The sequence below is a fragment of the Pseudomonas sp. GW821-FHT07F05 genome (assembly GCF_059418765.1).
On sequence record NZ_JBWKQL010000018.1, the window covers coordinates 79,448 to 96,456 of the forward strand.

Consider the following 17,009-nt stretch of genomic DNA (forward strand, 5'->3'; position numbering starts at 1 on the left):
CGCGAGCGAGTCGCTGCGGCTGTCATGTGGCGGGCTTAAAACCAGCCCGCCTGCATCGACAGACAAGCGTCATCCCGGCGCTCAAGAATCGCCAGCTCATGATGGCAACCCGGTACTTCCCACGTCAGGAAGTACCGGGCGGCCTGCAACTTGCCCTTGTAGAAGTCAGTGTCGGCTTCGTTGTTCTTCTCCAACCCCTCCTGCGCACGAATCGCCTGTTCCAGCCAGCGCCAGCCAATCACCGCGTGCCCGAACGCTCTCATGTACAGCGCCGAGTTGGCCAGCGTCCCGTTGACCTTGCCCTGGCTCAGATCGGTCAGTAGGCCGAGGGTCACCGCTTGCAGGCGAGCGACCAGTTGCTCCAGCGGTTGGCGCAATACCGTCAGCGATTCATGGGCCTGCGCGCGCTCACAGGTGTCAGCGATCAGACGAATCAGTTGCTTGAGCCCCGCGCCTCCGTTCTGCGCCAGTTTGCGTCCCAGCAGGTCCAGGGACTGAATGCCGTGGGTGCCTTCATGAATCGGGTTCAGGCGGTTGTCGCGGTAGTACTGCTCCACCGGGTACTCACGGGTGTAGCCATGGCCGCCGAGAATCTGGATCGCCAGTTCGTTGGCCTTCAGGCAGAACTCCGAAGGCCAGGACTTGACGATGGGCGTCAGCAGGTCAAGCAGCTCGTGGGCGTGTTTGCGCACGTCCTCGCTGTCGCCCGTCTGCGTGTCGTCGAACAGCCGAGCGGCGTAAAGGCCCAGGTCGAACGAACCCTCGACGTAGGCTTTTTGCGTCAGCAGCATGCGTTTCACGTCGGCGTGCTGAATGATCGAAACCGGCGCGCCGTCCGGTGACTTGCTGTCAGGCAGTCGGCCTTGCGGACGTTCGCGGGCGTATTCCAGCGAGTACAGGTAACCGGCATAACCCAGCATCACCGCGCCCATGCCGACGCCGATGCGTGCCTCGTTCATCATCTGGAACATGCAGCTCAAGCCCTGATGCGGCTTGCCCACGAGATAGCCAACGCAGTTGCCGTTGTCGCCGAAGTTCAGTGCCGTGGAGGTGGTGCCGCGCCAGCCCATCTTGTGAAACAGCCCGGCCAGAATGACGTCGTTGCGCTCACCGAGACTGCCGTCGTCGTTGACCAGAAACTTCGGGACGATGAACAGGGAAATGCCTTTCACCCCCGGGGGTGCGTCGGGCAGTTTGGCGAGGACCAGATGGATGATGTTTTCGGACAGTGGGTGATCGCCGCCCGAGATAAAAATCTTGTTGCCGCGCAGGCGATAGCTGCCGTCTTCCGCAGGCTCGGCGCGTGTGCGGATGTCCGAAAGCGACGATCCGGCGTGGGGTTCGGTCAGGGCCATGGTGCCGAAAAAGCGGCCGTCGATCATCGGTTGCAGAAAGCGCCGCCTTTGCGCGTCGGTGCCAAAGTTTTCAATGAGATTCGCCGCGCCCATGGTCAGGAAGGGGTACGACGCCGTCGCGGCATTGGCGGACTGGAAATGGGCAAAGCAGGCCTGAGACAGCAGGGTCGGCAATTGCATGCCACCGGCGTCGAAGTCCCGGGCGGCGTTCAGAAACCCGGCCTCGAGAAAGGCGTCCACGGCGGGTTTCACTTCCGGAATCAGCACCGCTGCACCGTTCTCGTAGCGCGGCTCGTTCTCGTCGTTTTTGCGGTTGTGGGGCGCGAAGTATTTCTCCGCGATGTTGCGCGCCGTGATGATCGCTGCATCGAAGGTTTCCCGGCTGTGCTCGGCAAAACGCTCGCGCCGAGTCAGCGCCTCTGCGTCCAGCACTTCATACAGCTCGAAAGCCAGATTGCGGGAACTGAGCAGCGTCTCGGACATGGCGGCGTACCTTTCTTGGGAATGCCGTCGAGTCTAGGGGCGAGGAGAAGGGGTGAACAGGATGATTGATGCGGGTGATGGGGCGCTCAAACGGCCACCAAACGGCAAGAATGCATCGGCGCCATCGCAAAACGGATGGCGCCCGCACTGGCTTCTTCCCGGCTGAAGCCGATTCCACTGAATAGCGCGTGCACTGAGTGGGACCGGCTTTGGCCGCGAAGGCCTCTAGCCGATTGTCATGAGGCTCGCATTACCGCCCGCTGCCGCGGTGTTGACGCTCAGTGCACGCTCGATCACCAGACGCTCCAGCGCAATGTTGGTTTCGCCTTTGGAAAGCCCGTGAACGCCGATGATCGCGCCGCTGCGTTGAGCGACCTGTTCGCAGATGGCGCGCAGTTGATCGGAATCGCCATGGTGCAATACCGCGTCAATGGCGACCGCGTCCTTGTTCCAGTCGGCAACCAGCTTGATGCGGGACTGCACATCCTTCGGCAGACGATTGCGCAGCGACTTGGCCGGTTCAACGTCCGGCACGATTGCCATACTGCCCACCGCCATCACTGCGGCCAGTTGCGCCAGCAGATCTGTCTCATCTTCGGCCAGACACAGCACGTGCTCACGCGGCAGGATGCTGTAACTGTTGCGCTCGCCGGTCGGGCCCATGAGCGTGCGGGTCACGCCGCTTTGGGATTGCTCGGCGAACTGGCTGCACAGCGCCTCCAGATCGCTGAGTTGTTGGCTGCTTGCCCAGGCCCTGAGCGCATTCAGCGGCTTGAGCATCGCCTCCTGCATGCGGATGTCCGGCGCCTGAAGCGCATCGCGGGCGGCGAAGGATTTATGCACGGCATCGGCGGGACGCGTCGACAGCAAACGGTAGAGATACAGCGGGCCACCGGCTTTCGGGCCGGTGCCCGACAAACCTTCGCCACCAAACGGTTGCACACCCACTACGGCGCCGACGATGTTGCGGTTGACGTACATGTTCCCGGCGTTGACGTTGTCGATCACCTTGGCGATGGTCTCGTCGATGCGCGTGTGTACGCCCAATGTCAGGCCATAACCGGAGGCGTTGATCTGCGCGATCAGTTGATCCAGCTCACGACGCTTGTAGCGCACGACGTGCAGGACCGGGCCGAAGATTTCCCGTTGCAGTTCGTCGAAGCTGTCCAGTTCAATCAGCGTCGGCATCACGTAGGTGCCGCGTTTGATCTCGTCGCTGTCGGCAATGGCGACCTGATACACGTTGCGGCCTTTGTCGCGCATGGCCTGGATGTGTTTCTCGATACCGGCCTTGGCTTCCTGATCGATCACCGGGCCGATGTCCACCGACAGGCGCTCCGGGTTGCCGAGGCGGCTTTCGGCCATTGCGCCTTTGAGCATCTCGATGACGCGGTCCGCTGAATCTTCCTGCAAGCACAGCACACGCAGCGCGGAGCAGCGTTGGCCGGCGCTGTCGAACGCCGAGGACACCACGTCGATGACCACTTGTTCGGTCAGCGCCGAGGAGTCGACGATCATCGCGTTCTGGCCACCGGTTTCAGCGATCAGGGGAATCGGCCGGCCCTGAGCATCGAGACGGCCAGCGACGTTGCGTTGCAGCAAGCGAGCGACTTCAGTGGAACCGGTGAACATGACACCCTTGACGCGATCATCGCCCACCAGCCGCGCGCCGACGGTTTCACCGCGGCCCGGCAGCAGTTGCACCACGCCTTCGGGAATACCGGCTTCGAGCAAAATGCGGACGGCCTGCGCGGCGATCAGCGGTGTCTGTTCCGCAGGTTTGGCGAGGACCGGGTTACCGGCCGCCAGGGCTGCCGCCACCTGACCGCTGAAAATCGCCAGCGGGAAGTTCCACGGGCTGATGCACACCACAGGGCCCAACGGGCGGTGAGCGTCGTTGCTGAAATCGTTGCGTGCCTGCACCGCGTAGTAGCGCAGGAAATCCACAGCCTCGCGCACTTCGGCGATGGCGTTGGCGAACGTCTTGCCGGCTTCGCGAGCCAGCAAGCCCATCAGCGGTTGTATTTCGGCTTCCATCAGGTCCGCGGCGCGCTCAAGGATTGCGGCACGTTCGGCCGGCGGCGTCGCCTGCCAGATCGGTCCGGCGCTGAGTGCGCTGAGCAGGGCGTTATCGACGTCTTCCAGGCTGGCTTCCTGTACGTGGCCAACGACGTCGCGCAAATCGGACGGGTTCAGGACCGGCGTTTCAGTGCCAGCGCTGACCGGGCTGCCCAGCATCGGGCCCGCCTTCCAGTCGTTGTGCGCCGTGGCGAGCAGGGCAGAAGACAGCGATGCCAAACGATGTTCGTTGGCCATGTCGATGCCGGCGGAGTTGGCGCGCTCGCTGCCGTACAGGTCGCGCGGCAGCGGAATGCGTGGATGCGGCAGGCCGAACCCGCCTTCCTGGGTGGCCATGCGCTCGATGCTGGACACGGGATCGGCAACCAGTTCCTGAATGGATATCGATTGGTCTGCAATGCGGTTGACGAAGGAGGTGTTGGCGCCGTTTTCCAGCAGTCGACGCACCAGATACGCCAGCAGCGTTTCATGGGTGCCGACCGGTGCGTACACGCGGCACGGTCGGTTCAGCTTGCCATCGGCGACTTTGCCGACGACCTGTTCATACAAGGGTTCGCCCATGCCGTGCAGGCACTGGAACTCGTACTGACCGGGGTAATAGTTCTGACCGGCGATGTGGTAGATGGCCGACAGCGTATGGGCGTTGTGGGTCGCGAACTGCGGGTAGATGACTTCCGGCACCGAGAGCAGTTTGCGTGCGCAGGCGATGTAGGAAACGTCGGTGTAAACCTTGCGCGTGTAGACCGGGTAGCCTTCCAGGCCCTCGACCTGGGCGCGCTTGATTTCACTGTCCCAGTACGCGCCTTTCACCAGACGGATCATCAGGCGATGGCGGCTGCGGCGGGCCAGGTCGATGACGTAGTCGATCACATAAGGGCAGCGCTTCTGATACGCCTGGATCACGAAACCGATGCCGTTCCAGCCGGTCAGTTGCGGTTCGAAGCACAGGCGTTCAAGCAGGTCCAGCGACAGCTCCAGGCGATCGGCTTCTTCGGCGTCGATGTTCAGGCCGATGTCGTATTGCTTGGCCAGCAAGGTCAGCGACAGCAGGCGTGGGTACAACTCATCCATCACGCGCTCGTACTGCGTCCGGCTGTAACGCGGGTGCAGCGCGGACAATTTGATGGAGATGCCAGGGCCTTCATAGATGCCGCGACCGTGGGAGGCTTTGCCGATCGAGTGGATGGCCTGCTCGTAGGACGCCAGGTATTTCTGCGCGTCGTGCTCGGTCAGGGCCGCTTCGCCGAGCATGTCGTAGGAGTAACGGAAGCCTTTAGCCTCGAACTTGCTGGCGTTGGCCAGAGCTTCGGCGATGGTCTCGCCGGTGACGAACTGCTCGCCCATCAGGCGCATGGCCATGTCGACGCCCTTGCGGATCATCGGCTCGCCGGACTTACCGATGATGCGGCTCAGCGAGGAGGTCAGGCCCGCCTCGTTGTGGGTGCTGACCAGTTTGCCGGTCAGTAACAGGCCCCAGGTGGCGGCGTTGACGAACAGCGACGGGCTGTTGCCGAGATGCGGGTGCCAGTTGCCGGTGCTGATCTTGTCGCGGATCAATGCGTCGCGGGTGCCTTTGTCAGGAATGCGCAGCAGGGCTTCGGCCAGGCACATCAGCGCCACGCCTTCCTGCGATGACAGCGAGAATTCCTGCAGCAGGCCTTGGACGATACCGGCGCGGCCACCGGCGCTCTTCTGGTTGCGCAGCTTTTCAGCGATCGAGGCCGCCAGCTTGTGGGTTGCATCGGCCATTGGCGCAGGCAGGCGCGCCTGCTCGATGAGCATCGGCACCACTTCAGGCTCGGGACGGCGGTAGGCGGAGGTGATGGCGGCGCGCAAAACAGACTGGGGAAGGATGCTTTCGGCGAATTCGAGGAACGCCTGATGGGTGTTGTCGGCGGGCAGATCACCCTGATCATCGGCGTCTTTGCCACCCTGACCACTGAGTTCATTCAGGGTCGCACCGCCCTCGAGCTTCTCCAGATAATTGAAGATCGCCTGCTTGATCAGCCAGTGGGGCGTCCGGTCGATGGACTGCGCCGCCGCTTTCAGTCGCTCACGGGTAGGGTCGTCGAGTTTGACACCGAGGGTGGTGGTGGCCATTTCTTATCCTCATGACAGCCACGGTCATGTGGCTTAGCTGCGGCAAGATTAGCCGCGGGATCGAAAGGGTGCAACCGGGTGCAACCGCTTTTTTCGAAGTGTTTCCAAAGTGCCCTGTATTGAGTCGAGCTGGCCTTGCGTCGCCCGGTTCGGGTGCCTGCCTGGCCAAGGCTCTAGCTGGCTGCTGCCCTGCAAATACGGGGTATATGGCACTTTGATCTAAATTGTAAAAAAGCCATGGAATGGCGTTTTTCGGGTTGCACCTGCGTCAGAGTGTCCTCTAGGATGCGCCGCTTTGGTGCATTCAAGCGGTGTGCAGCGGCGAGGTTCTCGCCAGCCCGCAACACACGCGAGCGGCCAATCGCGAACCTGATGCCTCAGGAAGACTTCGCTCTGCTCGCGCCTATAAAAACAACGCCGGAACCTAACCGATGAGTGTCAGCAACCCTACCTTGATCACTTTCGTGATCTACATCGCCGCGATGGTCCTCATAGGACTCATGGCCTACCGCTCCACCAATAATCTCTCGGACTATATCCTCGGCGGGCGCAGCCTCGGCAGTGTGGTCACGGCCCTTTCGGCCGGTGCATCGGACATGAGCGGCTGGTTGCTCATGGGGCTGCCGGGCGCGATCTACATGTCCGGTCTCTCGGAAGGCTGGATCGCCATCGGGCTGATCGTCGGCGCCTACCTGAACTGGCTGTTCGTTGCCGGTCGCCTGCGGGTACAGACCGAGCACAACGGCGATGCGCTGACCCTGCCGGATTACTTCTCCAGCCGCTTTGAAGACAACAGCGGTCTGCTGCGGGTGATTTCCGCCATCGTGATTCTGGTGTTCTTCACGATCTACTGCGCTTCCGGCATCGTCGCTGGCGCGCGGCTGTTCGAGAGCACCTTCGGCATGTCCTACGAAACCGCGTTGTGGGCAGGCGCTGCGGCGACGATTGCCTACACCTTCGTCGGCGGCTTCCTGGCAGTCAGCTGGACAGACACCGTACAAGCGACCCTGATGATCTTCGCGCTGATCCTTACGCCCATCATCGTGCTGCTGGCGACCGGTGGCATCGACACCACGTTCATGGCCAAGATCCTGTTCAATCCGTGGATTGCTGGCGTTCTGCTTTCGGCCATTCTTGCGGCGGTGATGAGCACGCTGAGCTGCCAGTTGCTGGTCTGTTCAAGTGCGCTGACCGAAGACTTCTACAAAGCGTTTTTGCGCAAAAGCGCGTCCCAGGTTGAGCTGGTGTGGGTCGGCCGGGCCATGGTGCTGTTGGTGGCGCTGATTGCGATCGCCTTGGCGGCGAACCCGGAAAACCGCGTGCTGGGTCTGGTCAGCTATGCCTGGGCAGGCTTTGGCGCCGCGTTCGGGCCGGTGGTGCTGATCTCGGTGATCTGGAAGGGCATGACCCGCAACGGCGCACTGGCGGGGATTCTGGTCGGCGCGATCACGGTCGTGGTGTGGAAGCATTTCGAACTGCTGGGCCTGTACGAGATCATCCCCGGCTTCATCTTCGCCAGCATCGCCATCGTGCTGTTCAGCGTAATCGGCAAAGGCCCTACGCCGGGCATGCTGACGCGCTTTGAAGCAGCGGAAAAAGAATACAGGGCGGCATAAGGGCGGCCTGCTCAAGAGCCCGAGCGACACTGGCGCTCGGGCTCCCTTGCGAGCGCATCAGCTCTTGTTGTGGTCGGCGTCCAGGTTGAAGAACATGGTCTTGCCGCCTTCGCTGGTGTAGCCCGTGTTGTCCTGGGTGTAGACACCGGCCTTGAAGTACAGCTGCTGTTTGCTCCAGGTGGCGCTGATCCGGTCGTTCCAGGCCATGCCGTGGGCGGTCACGCTGAGCAACCCGGCTTTATTGAGGTGGATGACGTAATTGAACGTCTCGTTCAGGCTCACGTTTTCCGCCACCGTGATCACGCGCGCTTTCTTATCGGTGGGGTGGTAGCGGACCTTGGCGACGATGTTGCCCATGTGCGTCGCTTCCAGGTACTGATATTCGAGCTTCAACAGCGGCTGCGTGCTGTCGTAGACGTGGATCTGACCGATGACGACCCTGCCTGAAGATGGCACCTGGAGAACCTTGAGCTTGGCATTCAGATAATTGTCGGCGTCCTGGTAGTACCAGTTGTGCAGCGTGCCGTTGGACCAGGTCTCGCGCAACTCGGTACGCGGGTAGATCGCGTTGGCGGTCTTGCTTCCGGTAACCGGAGCCCAGAATGTGATGTTCGATGAGCCGGACTTGAAGTATTTGCCGTCGTAACCTTGAAGCAGTTGTTGTGTCTCGATGGTGGCGGGGGGCGAGCCCACTGGAATGCTCAGATTCCACGTTCCCAAATCAATCATGTCTAGTCGTCCGATATGTCTCATTGCCAGCAAAGTTGCGGGCGAAAGGGGGTTGGGGGCGGCTTTTTATACGGTTCCACGGCGCATTTGTTAACGCGAATCTGTCGGATGGTTGACGTCAAAGTGCCGCTATCTTTGCTGCAGCTCAGGGTGTTCCTGACATTGAGCGCCGTTACCGTTAGTCGGTTGGATGGCACTTTTCGAATCGCACTGCTATGGCTGCCTTCTTTTTTCTCCAATCGAAGCTAGAGTAATGGCCAATCAGTCCATCAGCGGGGGCATTCCCCGGGCAGTAAAGTGAATGATAAGTAGCAGCATGGAATGCGCGCAGTCCCTGCCACCCAGTGGCAAATCAGTATTGTTGGTTGTTGACGATTACCCGGAAAATCTGGTGACCATGTGCGCGGTACTGCAGCGCCAGGACCGGGAAATCATCACCGCCGCCTCAGGCATGGAAGCGTTGGGTATTTTGCTGGACCGAGATGTCGATCTGGTGCTGCTGGATGTGCAGATGCCGGACATGGATGGCTTCGAAGTTGCCCGCCTCATGCGTGGCAGTCTGCGAACGCGATTGACGCCGATCATCTTCCTCACCGCCAACGAACAATCCCGCGACTCGGTGCACAAGGGTTACGCCAGCGGCGCAGTCGATTACCTGTTCAAACCCTTCGATCCCAATATTCTCAGGCCCAAGGTTCAGGCGCTTCTGGAGCAGCAGCACAATCGGCGTGCCCTGCAGAAGCTGAGCCGCGAGCTGGAATCGGCGCGGGCGTTCAACGCCTCGGTGCTGGCCAACGTGGCCGAAGGCATCCTTGTCGTCACTGAAGACGGCGTCATCAGCTTCGCCAATCCGGCGATCTGCCGGTTGCTGGGCATGACCGACGGCGAGCTGCGCGGCACCGGGTTGTGCACTTACCTGCACGAGCCCAGCGTTGGCGAATGGGCAGATTCCGGCTTTTATCATCACTATCGCCGTGCCGATACCTATCGCGTCCATGACGCCGTGCTGCGAACGCCCGAGGGGCGTCAGGTCCCGGTCGCGTTGTCCTGCGCGCCGCTGCCCGCCGAGCAGCGCGCGATGGTGCTGAGCGTGCTCGACATGTCAGTGGTGCGTGACCTCTATCGTCAGCTCGAACATCAGGCCGTGACGGACTCCCTCACCGGGCTGCTCAACCGCCGCGGCTTTTATCAGACCGTCGAAGGGATGCTGTTGCGCAACGAGCATGCGGGCAAATACCTGGTCGTGTTGTACCTGGACCTCGACGGCTTCAAGGATGTGAATGATTCCCTGGGCCACGATGCGGGCGATCAGGTGTTGCAGTGGGTCGGCGCGCAATTGAAAGACTGCCTGCGCCCTTACGATGTGCTCGCGCGCATGGGCGGCGACGAGTTCGTGGTGGTCATCGACGGACTGGATTTCCCCGAACATGCCGCGAAGGTCGCCGAAAAGCTGATCGAGAGGGTGTCTGCACGGCGCATGATTGACGGGGTCGAAGCCACACTCGGCGCGAGTATCGGCATCGCGGTCTACCCGGACTGCGGCACCAATCTGGATGGCCTGCTGCGCGCGGCGGATATTGCGATGTACGAAGCCAAGCGCGCAGGGCGTCAGCAATACCGCTTCTTCGATCAGTACATGAATGGCCGCGCACGCTCCCGTCTGATGCTCGAAGAGAGTGTGCGCACGGCGATCGATGGCAAAGACTTTTCCATGGTCTACCAGCCGCAGGTCAACGTGGTCACCGGCAAGACGCGGGGTTTTGAAGCGCTACTGCGCTGGCATCATCCGGACGCGGGCGATGTGCCGTCAGGCGTGTTCATTCCGCTGCTGGAGGAGACGCGGCTGATCAACAAGCTCGGCGGCTGGATTTTCGAGCAGGGTGCGGCGCAGCGCCAACGCTGGAGCGACGTCTTCCCGGACGATCTGGTCATGAGCGTCAGCGTGAGCCCTGCGCAATTCAGCCTGCCGAATCTGGCGGCCGAGTTGCAGCGCGCGATGCAGATACACGGCCTGAAACCCCGGCAACTGGAAGTCGAGATCACCGAGCCGTCGCTGGTCCACAACCTGGTTCACAGCCGCAAGCAACTGCAGGACCTGCATGACATCGGCGTGCGTGTGTCGCTGGACGATTTCGGCGCAGGCGACAGCTCCCTTGCCCATCTGCGCAACCTCGATCTGGACACCTTGAAGCTCGACCGGCACTTCATTGGCGGCATGCTGGGATCGTCCCGGGATCTGGCCGTCGCACGCAGCATCATTGACCTGTGTCGAATGCTCGATATTGAGGTAATTGCCGAAGGCGTCGAAACCTACGAGCAGTATGAGTGGCTGGTCGACAACGGCTGTCAGATCATTCAGGGCTTCCTGATTGCTCATCCGATGCCGCCATTGGAGGCAGAGCGTTTTGTCGAGCCGGTCGATCTGCCGGTCGCGTTACAGCTGCTCGGGCAGGACTGACGCGGTAGACTCGCGTTTTTCCCGCGACCCGATCCGACCATGACTGTCACTACCCCCATGCCGCTCAAATACCTGCAGGCTTATCCCGAAGGCCTGCAGGATCAGGTTCGGCAGCTGATCTCGCAGGACCGGCTGACGGATTATCTGCAGCAGCGCTACCCGGATCGTCACGAAATCCAGAGCGACAAGGCGCTGTACGCCTATGCGCTGGCGCTCAAGCAGGAATACCTGCGCAACGCGCCGAACATCGACAAAGTGCTGTTCGATAACCGCCTGGACCTGACCCACCGCGCGCTGGGCCTGCACACCACCGTGTCGCGGGTGCAGGGCGGCAAGCTTAAATCCAAGAAGGAAATCCGCGTGGCTGCGCTGTTCAAGGAGGCCGCGCCGCAGTTTCTGAAGATGATCGTGGTCCACGAACTGGCGCACTTCAAGGAGTCGGACCACAACAAGGCGTTCTATCAGTTGTGCGAACACATGCAACCGGGCTATCACCAGCTGGAATTCGACCTGCGCATCTACCTGACCTGGCGGGACATGCAGACGGCCGTGCGCTGATCAGCCGCTAGCGCTTTTCAAGGAAGTTTTAATGGACGTCAGCAAGACCAAGAGCAGTTTCTACCGCCGCCTGTATGTGGCGTATCTGATCGACAGCGGCATCGCCAGCAGCGTACCGGCACTGACCGACGTCACCGGCATGCCCCGTCGCACGGCCCAGGACACCATCGCGGCGCTGGCTGATCTGGACATCGTCTGCGAATTCGAACAACTGGATGGCGGCCGCAATCATGCCGGCGGTTACCGGATTCATGACTGGGGCGCAATTGACCGCCGCTGGATCGAGGACAATCTGCAGGCCATCAAGACGGTGCTCGGGTATCCGTGACGTCGTGTCGGGGGCGTTGATTCTAGAGCTTCCCGGCTAAAGCCGGTCCTGCGAGGGACATCGGGGTCCCCGCGCCGGATCAGTCCAGATCGCGACGCATGCTGATGTGCGGGATGCCGTCCTCGACGTACACCTCGCCCACCGGATTAAAGCCGTAGCGGCTGTAATAACCCTGCAAATGCGCCTGGGCCGAGAGAAATATCGGCTGGTCCGGCCACTGAAGTTCGGCGTGTTTCAGCGCCTGAACCATCAATTCATGACCCATGCCCTTGTTGCGCATCGATGGTGCAGTCACCACGCGGCCAATGGTCACGTCACCGTTCTGCTGAATCGGGTCCAGCAGGCGCAGGTAGGCGACCAGTTGATCATCCTGCCAAGCCATGAGATGGCAGGTATCGCCCAGCAAATCCTGGCCATCGACGTCCAGATACCAGCATTTCTGCTCCACCACGAACACCTGCGCCCTCAGTTGCAGAATGGCGTACAGCTGCTCTTTTCCAAGGTCGGTATGGTGTTTGCAAATCCAGTTGATAGACATGACGCCGGCCTGCGAGAAGAAGTGGATGCCGGATACTAAACGCATATCGGCGCAAGCCCAAATTCGCGGCGAGCAGGGCTCGGCACTGATTCAATCAACGGCGCGTCATTTTGTTGAACTGCAGCACAAACATCGCAGTGTTATGAGTTGTGCAATGCGCAAAATGCGTCTTCACTGAAGGCCAGTTGCCACAAGGAAGCTGAGCATGTCGCGTTTGCTGTGCGCCGCAGGGCTGTTGGGAATGATGCTGATAGCCCAAGGCGCGGTCGCGCAGACATTGCGTCTCGCTGGCGATGCGTGGGCGCCTTATGCCGACGTGTCATTGCTGCACGACGGGCTTTCCACTGATCTGATTCGCACGGCCCTGGGCCGCGCCGGTTATGACACCGAATACGAGCAGGTCCCCTGGGCGCGGGCGATTCACGGGCTGAGCGAAGGGCGGTATGACATCGTCATCAACGCCTGGTACAGCGAAGACCGCACGCGCATTGGGGTTTTCTCTGCACCATACCTGATTAACCGCCTGCGTTTCCTGAAACGCAAAGAAGCCGCCATCGACTTTCAGAGCCTGTCGCAGCTGCACGGCTATTCCATTGCCGTCGTGCGCGGCTACGCCTATTCGCCCGAATTCGACGCCGATGCCGAGCTGAAGAAGGTGCCGGTTGCGAATTTCTCGACCGCTGTCAGGATGCTCGCGGCGGGCAGGGTCGACTTAACGGTGGAAGACGAGTACGCGGCGCGCTTTGCCCTCAATCGCGAGCCTGCGGACGTGCAGGCCAGCGTTGAATTTCTGCCCAAGTCACTGAGCGAAAACAGTTTGCACATGCTGGTCAGCATCAAGCGGGCGGATCATCAGCAGATCGTTCTGGATTTCGACAAGGCTATCGCCGACATGAGAGCCGACGGCACGTACGACAAGCTCATCAAGCTGCACGGTCTGTGAGGTCGGGTTCTTTGACGGGATCTTTGATCAAGTGCGCTGCGAGGGTGCGCAACGGCCCCAACTGACGGCAGATCAGCGCGAGTTGGGTTTGCACCAGCCGTTGGCCTTCGTCGATTTCTTCCGGCATCTGTTCCAGGCTCGTCGCCAGCGCCTCCTCAGCGTCGCTTTGCACCGCCACCGGCTCACGCATCGCCAGGCTCTGGGCGATTTCATCGATGCTCGCGGCAAGGCTGGCCCCGGCGCCCTCGATCAGCTGCTCGCGCACTTCGGGCGGCAGCGGTGCGTCCCGATGGGCCCCCAGGCCCGACAGATAACTGAGCAGCGTGTGTGACAGCACCAGGAAGCGGAAACCCACGTCGGCCTCTTTGCGGAAATGCCCGGGCTCCATGAGCATGTTGGCCAGCGTGGTGGACAGTGCCGCGTCGGCGTTATGGGCGTTGCGTCGGGCCAGTCGATAGGCCAGATCGTCGCTCTTGCCGTTCGCGTACTGCTGCATGATCTGGCGCAGGTAAATGCTGTTGCACGACAGCGTGTTGGCCAGCACCTTGTTCAGCCGGCGACCTTGCCAGTCCGGCAGGAACAGGAACACCGCCAGGCCGGCGATCAGGCTGCCCAGCAGCGTGTCCAGCAGGCGCGGCAGGAACACGCCGTAACCGTCGCCGACCTGATTGAAGCAGAACAGGATCATCACTGTGATTGCCGCCGTCGACAGCGTGTAGCGCGTGGTGCGGTTGACGAAGAACACCACGCCGGCCAGCACCGCGCACATCGATTGCAGGACTGGCGTTGTGATCAGGTCGAACAGAATCCAGCCCGCCGTCAGGCCAATGGCGGTGCCGATGATGCGCTGCCCGAGTTTGCGCCGCGTGGCGCCGTAGCTTGGCTGGCAGACAAACACCGTGGTGAGGATGATCCAGTAACCCTGGGACGGGTGAATCAGGTGAACCATGATGTAGCCGATGACCAGCGCCAATGGCAGGCGCAGGGCGTGACGGAACAACAGCGAGGTCGGCGTCAGTTGCAGGCGCAAGCGCGTCCAGACGTCCTTGAGGTTGCGCGGCGAGCGGTCCAGCAGACTGCTGTCGGTGGCGTCCGCCAGGGCGTCGGGGTTGCTCGCATCGCTGAGCAGCCGGTCAAGGGTGCCAAGGTTATTGGCCAGCGCCCGCAACGAACGCAGCAGCCCGCGCCACGCCGGATTGCTCTGAATGCGCAGGTGTTCGAGGGAGGCGCGCAGATCATTGAGCGCGTGGGCGAAGCTGTCGTCATAGATGAACGGCTGGCGCAGCTGGATCGACGCCGACAGGTCACGGCAGGCTCGCCCTTGCTGGCGCAGCAGGCGCTGGCAGCGAAACAGCACGTCACTGTGGAAGAACGCCTCGGCCAGGGAGTTGTACGGATAGTGCGACGAACTGGCACGTTCGTGGATGTCCTGGGCCAGGAAGTACAGCTTCAGGTAGCGGCTGACCTTCGAGCCGGGGCGGCCACTGCCCACACGGTTGAGGATGATTTCCTTGGTCACGTTGAGTGCGCCGACGACCTTGCCGTTCTGCTTGGCAAGCTCCAGGCGCTTGGCTTCGATATCCAGGGTGCGAATCGGCTCGAACAGCTCTGATTTGAGCTTCAGGTACAGGCCCAGCTCGCGAAACAGTCGGGCCAGGGCCTGCTGCACCGGCTGATTGGAAAACAGCATCTGCCACAGCACCGACAGCAGGCCGTACCACGCCGCGCCCGCGACCAGCAGCATGGGTTCGTGCCAGAAATCGGTGACTTCGCCGCCGCGCTGGTCGACGCCGATCATGGTGTAGACCGAGAGAATCAGCGTTGCGTAGGCAATGGCGCCATAGCGCTCGCCCAGCGCGCCGAGCATCGTCAGGCAAAACGCCGCGAAGGCAAACGCGCAGATAAACACCACGGGGTAGGGGAACAGCAGCTCCACGGACAGCGCCGCGATGCTGAAGCACACCAGCGTCACGGCCAGCGCATTGAGGCGGCCCTGCCAGCTGTCGTCGGTTTCCGACAGGGCGCTGGCGATAATCCCAAGGAACAGCGGGATCAACTGAGACATCTCGTTCTGGTACCAGCACAGAGCCATGCTGCCGGTCAGCGCGATGAAAACCCGCACGCTGTAGGAAAACTTGTCCAGCGCCCAGAGACGGCGGAATGTATTGCGCAACGATGTCGATGCCATGAACGCTGACGGCCTTGTTCGCGATTGATTTTGCTGAGGGATATGTACAGCGCCGAATGCGCGCTGTACATCCGGTTAGCAAAATTTATTCCGGGGCGGATGCCAATACCTCAAAACGCACCTTGACCCCAATGGTGCCGCTCTCATTTGCGACACGCACTTGTAGGAGCAATCGGAGGTAACAACGGTCGCGAAGGCGCAAGGTCAGGCACTGAATGTGTATTGCCTGACCCGGCCTCTTCGCGACCGTCGTAAACTCCGATTGCTCCTACAGAGATCGCGTGCGTGTGTGACGTTGTAGGCTTGCTCGCAACGACTGCTCAGACGAACTGCGCCGCCGCATACGCCGAGGCCCAGGCCCACTGGAAGTTGAAGCCGCCCAGATGCCCGCTGACATCCAGTACCTCACCGACAAAATACAGCCCCGGTGATTTCAGGGATTCCATGGTCTTGGACGACACCTCGCGGGTGTCGATGCCGCCCAGTGTCACTTCTGCCGTGCGATACCCTTCGGTGCCCGCCGGTACCACTTGCCAGCTCGCCAGTCTGGTGGCGATGTCGGCCAGTTCAGCGTGGGTGTACTGCTTCATCGGCTTGGACACAAACCATTGCTCGGCAATCAGGTTGGCCATTTTCTTGGTGAAAATCTCGCCGAGCAGCGTCTTCAATTCGCTGTTCGGGCGTTCGGCCTGTTGCTCGGTCAGCCAGTTGTGGGCGTCGTGGTCGGGCATCAGGTTGATTTCGACCGTGTCGCCCGGCTGCCAGAATGACGAAATCTGCAGAATGGCCGGCCCGCTCAAACCGCGGTGGGTGAACAGGATGTTCTCGCGAAAGCTGACGTCGTTGCAGCTCACCAGGCAATCGACCGACGTGCCGGTCAGCTCGGTGCACAGCTCTTTCAATTGATCGGTGATGGTGAACGGCACCAGGCCCGCCCGGGTAGGCAATAGCGTGTGGCCGAACTGCTTGCCGACCTGATAACCGAAACCGGTGGCGCCCAGCGTCGGAATCGACAGCCCGCCTGTGGCGATCACCAGCGACTCGCAACGGAGCTCGCCCAGGGTGGTTTTCAGCAGGTAACCGCTTTCGGTTTTCTCGATGCTCTGCGCCGAAGTGTCCATATGCAGGCTCACGCCGGCGGTGTGGCATTCGGCGAGCAGCAGATCGAGGATGTCGCTGGACTTGTTGTCGCAGAACAGTTGGCCGAGTTTCTTTTCGTGGTACGGCACGCCGTGCTTGCCCACCAGCTCGATGAAATCCCACTGGGTGTAGCGGGCCAGCGCCGATTTGCAGAAATGCGGATTCTGCGAGAGGAAGTTGGCGGGCTCGGTGTACAGGTTGGTGAAGTTGCAGCGACCGCCGCCCGACATGAGGATTTTCTTGCCCGGCTTGTTGGCGTGATCGATCAACATGACCTTGCGCCCACGCTGGGCCGCCGTGAATGCACACATCAAACCTGCGGCGCCGGCGCCGATGATCACAACGTCAGTAACGGGCAAAGCGGTGTCCTCGGAATATCGGGAAGAAGATCGTGGAATCTTTCAGCGATCAATGTTGATTCTGCTGACGCTTTCGCGAGCAAGGTGGAGCGCCACCCCGGTCGCTCCTACAAGGCCGCGCAACCCCTGTGGGAG

General features: G+C 61.2%; 11 protein-coding genes. 5 read left to right on the forward strand and 6 right to left on the reverse strand.

Features of this window, described 5'->3' with window-relative positions:
- Positions 1 to 35 precede the first annotated feature (35 nt).
- Together AC07RO_RS25105 and putA are read right to left on the reverse strand one after the other, a co-directional pair.
- Positions 36 to 1,838 carry an acyl-CoA dehydrogenase gene (locus AC07RO_RS25105; RefSeq protein ID WP_495087340.1) on the reverse strand — a complete coding sequence of 601 codons (1,803 nt, stop codon included), beginning with the start codon at positions 1,836 to 1,838 and terminating at the stop codon, positions 36 to 38.
- A 225-nt stretch (positions 1,839 to 2,063) separates the two neighbouring features.
- Positions 2,064 to 6,017 carry a trifunctional transcriptional regulator/proline dehydrogenase/L-glutamate gamma-semialdehyde dehydrogenase gene (putA, locus tag AC07RO_RS25110; protein WP_495087341.1) on the reverse strand — a complete coding sequence of 1,318 codons (3,954 nt, stop codon included), beginning with the start codon at positions 6,015 to 6,017 and terminating at the stop codon, positions 2,064 to 2,066.
- A 431-nt stretch (positions 6,018 to 6,448) separates the two neighbouring features.
- On the opposite strand from putA, the gene AC07RO_RS25115 reads away from it, so the two are divergent.
- Positions 6,449 to 7,633: a sodium:solute symporter family transporter gene (locus tag AC07RO_RS25115; protein WP_495087342.1), complete on the forward strand. Its 1,185-nt coding sequence runs from the start codon at positions 6,449 to 6,451 to the stop codon at positions 7,631 to 7,633.
- Between the two features lie 57 nt (positions 7,634 to 7,690).
- Here AC07RO_RS25115 and AC07RO_RS25120 read toward each other — a convergent pair whose 3' ends face one another.
- Positions 7,691 to 8,362 carry a polysaccharide lyase family 7 protein gene (locus AC07RO_RS25120; RefSeq protein ID WP_192171166.1) on the reverse strand — a complete coding sequence of 224 codons (672 nt, stop codon included), beginning with the start codon at positions 8,360 to 8,362 and terminating at the stop codon, positions 7,691 to 7,693.
- 301 nt (positions 8,363 to 8,663) lie between these two features.
- Between AC07RO_RS25120 and AC07RO_RS25125 the strand changes: the two genes are divergently transcribed.
- From AC07RO_RS25125 to AC07RO_RS25135, 3 genes are read left to right on the forward strand one after another with little or no spacing between them, the layout of a single operon-like run.
- A complete protein-coding gene (locus AC07RO_RS25125) occupies positions 8,664 to 10,820 on the forward strand; it encodes a putative bifunctional diguanylate cyclase/phosphodiesterase (protein ID WP_192171165.1) in 2,157 nt (718 codons plus the stop codon).
- Between the two features lie 39 nt (positions 10,821 to 10,859).
- Positions 10,860 to 11,378, forward strand: coding sequence for a YgjP-like metallopeptidase domain-containing protein (locus tag AC07RO_RS25130; protein ID WP_495008563.1), 519 nt, complete (start codon positions 10,860 to 10,862; stop codon positions 11,376 to 11,378).
- A 31-nt stretch (positions 11,379 to 11,409) separates the two neighbouring features.
- Positions 11,410 to 11,706 carry a winged helix-turn-helix domain-containing protein gene (locus AC07RO_RS25135; RefSeq protein ID WP_346629374.1) on the forward strand — a complete coding sequence of 99 codons (297 nt, stop codon included), beginning with the start codon at positions 11,410 to 11,412 and terminating at the stop codon, positions 11,704 to 11,706.
- A gap of 79 nt (positions 11,707 to 11,785) precedes the next feature.
- Here the strand turns inward: AC07RO_RS25135 and AC07RO_RS25140 are convergent, their stop codons facing one another.
- Positions 11,786 to 12,244 (reverse strand): GNAT family N-acetyltransferase, encoded by a 459-nt coding sequence (locus AC07RO_RS25140; RefSeq protein ID WP_192130954.1) that lies wholly within the window; start codon positions 12,242 to 12,244, stop codon positions 11,786 to 11,788.
- A 205-nt stretch (positions 12,245 to 12,449) separates the two neighbouring features.
- On the opposite strand from AC07RO_RS25140, the gene AC07RO_RS25145 reads away from it, so the two are divergent.
- Positions 12,450 to 13,187, forward strand: a complete 738-nt coding sequence (locus tag AC07RO_RS25145) for a substrate-binding periplasmic protein (protein ID WP_495087343.1) — start codon at positions 12,450 to 12,452, stop codon at positions 13,185 to 13,187.
- On the opposite strand, the gene yccS is transcribed toward AC07RO_RS25145, so the two are convergent.
- Both yccS and AC07RO_RS25155 read right to left on the reverse strand, forming a co-directional pair.
- Complete coding sequence (gene yccS, locus AC07RO_RS25150) at positions 13,168 to 15,375, reverse strand: YccS family putative transporter (RefSeq protein WP_192171161.1); 2,208 nt, start codon at positions 15,373 to 15,375, stop codon at positions 13,168 to 13,170. The two genes, AC07RO_RS25145 and yccS, sit on opposite strands and share 20 nt — an antisense overlap.
- Before the next feature lie 320 nt (positions 15,376 to 15,695).
- Positions 15,696 to 16,874: a BaiN/RdsA family NAD(P)/FAD-dependent oxidoreductase gene (locus AC07RO_RS25155; RefSeq protein ID WP_346626880.1), complete on the reverse strand. Its 1,179-nt coding sequence runs from the start codon at positions 16,872 to 16,874 to the stop codon at positions 15,696 to 15,698.
- Positions 16,875 to 17,009 lie beyond the last annotated feature (135 nt).

Coding starts and splice junctions, on each gene's coding strand:
- AC07RO_RS25105 (WP_495087340.1), bottom strand. CDS start 1,838: ATGTCCGAGACGCTGCTCAGTTCCCGCAATCTGGCTTTCGAGCTGTAT.
- putA (WP_495087341.1), bottom strand. CDS start 6,017: ATGGCCACCACCACCCTCGGTGTCAAACTCGACGACCCTACCCGTGAG.
- AC07RO_RS25115 (WP_495087342.1), top strand. CDS start 6,449: ATGAGTGTCAGCAACCCTACCTTGATCACTTTCGTGATCTACATCGCC.
- AC07RO_RS25120 (WP_192171166.1), bottom strand. CDS start 8,362: ATGATTGATTTGGGAACGTGGAATCTGAGCATTCCAGTGGGCTCGCCC.
- AC07RO_RS25125 (WP_192171165.1), top strand. CDS start 8,664: ATGATAAGTAGCAGCATGGAATGCGCGCAGTCCCTGCCACCCAGTGGC.
- AC07RO_RS25130 (WP_495008563.1), top strand. CDS start 10,860: ATGACTGTCACTACCCCCATGCCGCTCAAATACCTGCAGGCTTATCCC.
- AC07RO_RS25135 (WP_346629374.1), top strand. CDS start 11,410: ATGGACGTCAGCAAGACCAAGAGCAGTTTCTACCGCCGCCTGTATGTG.
- AC07RO_RS25140 (WP_192130954.1), bottom strand. CDS start 12,244: ATGTCTATCAACTGGATTTGCAAACACCATACCGACCTTGGAAAAGAG.
- AC07RO_RS25145 (WP_495087343.1), top strand. CDS start 12,450: ATGTCGCGTTTGCTGTGCGCCGCAGGGCTGTTGGGAATGATGCTGATA.
- yccS (WP_192171161.1), bottom strand. CDS start 15,375: ATGGCATCGACATCGTTGCGCAATACATTCCGCCGTCTCTGGGCGCTG.